Here is a 2,021-nt window from a genome sequence, read left to right on the forward strand (position 1 = left end):
GTTTTCCGCTTTCCTGAAGACCAGGGAAGAACGCCGGGGTGGCGGAACTGGCAGACGCACAGGACTTAAAATCCTGCGGTGAGTGATCACCGTACCGGTTCGATTCCGGTCCTCGGCATATACATACATGCGCCCATAGCTCAACTGGATAGAGTGTTTGACTACGGATCAAAAGGTTAGGGGTTCGACTCCTCTTGGGCGCGTAGTTTTTTTGTTTATCGGGAAGTAGCTCAGCTTGGTAGAGCACTTGGTTTGGGACCAAGGGGTCGCAGGTTCGAATCCTGTCTTCCCGACCATTATTGGTTTATTAGAACCTGCGTCAAAAAAATTGACGAAAAAAGCAGGTATTGATCGTAAGACTCCGCTTGAGCTAGCGGAGTCTTCTTTTTTTATTGTTTGGGTTTTAATTCTTAGGACAGCATCAAAGCTTTCATCTGCTTCATAGTCTAGGTTGCCAGTTGAAAAGACGAGAATTTTTTGGAAAATGGCTTGATTAAGCATACGTTTAATTGTGTCAGGAGCAGTGGCGTATACTCTGTTGCAGTTTTCAATTACTTCAAGAATTTTTTCGTAATTGTCCTTAGCGTGCTGAAAATAGTCAGTATGCATTTTGAGTTGATTATCGATACCGATTAAAGAGGAGTTCAGTTTTTCCTGCTCTTGCTTGAATAGGTCTATTGGGATAGCGTCTTCGTAATGGGCATCTAGGAGTTTGAGTTGTTGTCTCTCTAGCTTCTCTTTTTGCTTTTTTAGATTTAAGTGTTCTGCAGCGTGTTGTTTGGAGCTTTTATCAATGTAGATATCCATCCATTGTTTTAGTTGCTCCTTTTGTTGGTTTGAAATAGTGATTTTGTCGTATAAGGAAATAATACTTTGTTCTGCATCGTCAATTAGAGTAGCTTTGTGTTTGCATTGGTTGGCTTTACGGACTTTGTTGGAGCAAACGAAATATGGATATATAGTTCCAGATCGAGAGGTAGCTTTGTGGATTATTAATCTACCACCACATTCTCCACAATATACGGTACTTTTTAGAAAGTGTTCATGTTTTCTACTTCGTTCTCCATTTCTGTTTGTCGCTAATACACCCTGAACTTTATCCCAAAGATCTTCTGAAACCAATGCTGGATGAGCGCCTGGCCAGTAAGCACCATTCCATCTAATCAAACCTTTGTAATATGGATTTTTTAGGACACCGCTCAGTAGTCGCTTATCCATTAGTTTGCCGGGGAGTTTCGCTTTTGGCGGCATATTTAATCCTTGATTTGCTAAATGTTCAGCTAAGGTACGAATATTCCAATCTCCAGTAGCATATAGCTCAAAAGCTAATCGAATTAGCGGAGCACGCTCTTCATCAACAATAACTGTACGGTTTTCCCTAGAGCGCTCATCGAAGACCACCACGTTTTTATAGCCAATGGGTGCTCGCCCAACTGTGCCACCTCTTTTTGCTTTTTCGGTCAAGCCTTTCATCACTTCGCTGGCTAAATTATTTGAATAGAATTCTGCGATATCGCTCATAATTCCATGTAACAATCTACCGGATGGCGAACTGTCAATATTCTCAGAAGTTGAAACTAGTTGGACGCCCGCTTCTTTTAGAATTCGATTAATTTCTACATCGTCACCACGATTTCTTGCTAAGCGGTCTACTTTATGAACGATCAGATAATCAATGCGGCCTTTGTGTGCTTCAACATATTTGAGCATGGCTTGTAGCTGTGGACGATCGGCAGATTTGGCGGATTGTCCTCTATCTGCAAACTCTTTTACAACAAACGCACCTAAATCAGATGCTTTTCTTTTGTTAGCTTCACGCTGAGCCGGTAAAGAAAAGCCTTCAATATTTTCTCCACCACGCTCTGCTTGATTCCGGGTCGACACTCGAATATAAGACACGGCTTTTTTAACATTAAAGGAAGTATAACATTTTAAGCGGTCAAAGGATTGATACATCAATCTTTTGACCGCTTTTCATCTGGTCTTTTTCCTATTAAACTAGAGAGATGAAACCCAATATT

3 tRNA genes and 1 pseudogene are annotated in these 2,021 nt (G+C 41.3%); 3 read left to right on the forward strand and 1 reads right to left on the reverse strand.

The features are described 5' to 3' along the window. The first annotated feature begins 32 nt into the window (after positions 1 to 32). From KQI58_RS22315 to KQI58_RS22325, 3 genes are all read left to right on the forward strand, one after another. Positions 33 to 118 (forward strand) — tRNA-Leu (locus tag KQI58_RS22315). A gap of 11 nt (positions 119 to 129) precedes the next feature. Beyond that, positions 130 to 203, forward strand: a tRNA-Arg gene (locus KQI58_RS22320). A 16-nt stretch (positions 204 to 219) separates the two neighbouring features. After that, positions 220 to 296 (forward strand) — tRNA-Pro (locus tag KQI58_RS22325). A 580-nt stretch (positions 297 to 876) separates the two neighbouring features. Here the strand turns inward: KQI58_RS22325 and KQI58_RS23250 are convergent. After that, positions 877 to 1,956: pseudogene (locus KQI58_RS23250) on the reverse strand (recombinase family protein); the annotation flags it as partial. Positions 1,957 to 2,021 lie beyond the last annotated feature (65 nt).

Source organism: Enterococcus raffinosus, from assembly GCF_018917525.1.
In the GTDB taxonomy this organism is placed as follows: Bacteria; Bacillota; Bacilli; order Lactobacillales; family Enterococcaceae; genus Enterococcus_A; species Enterococcus_A raffinosus_A.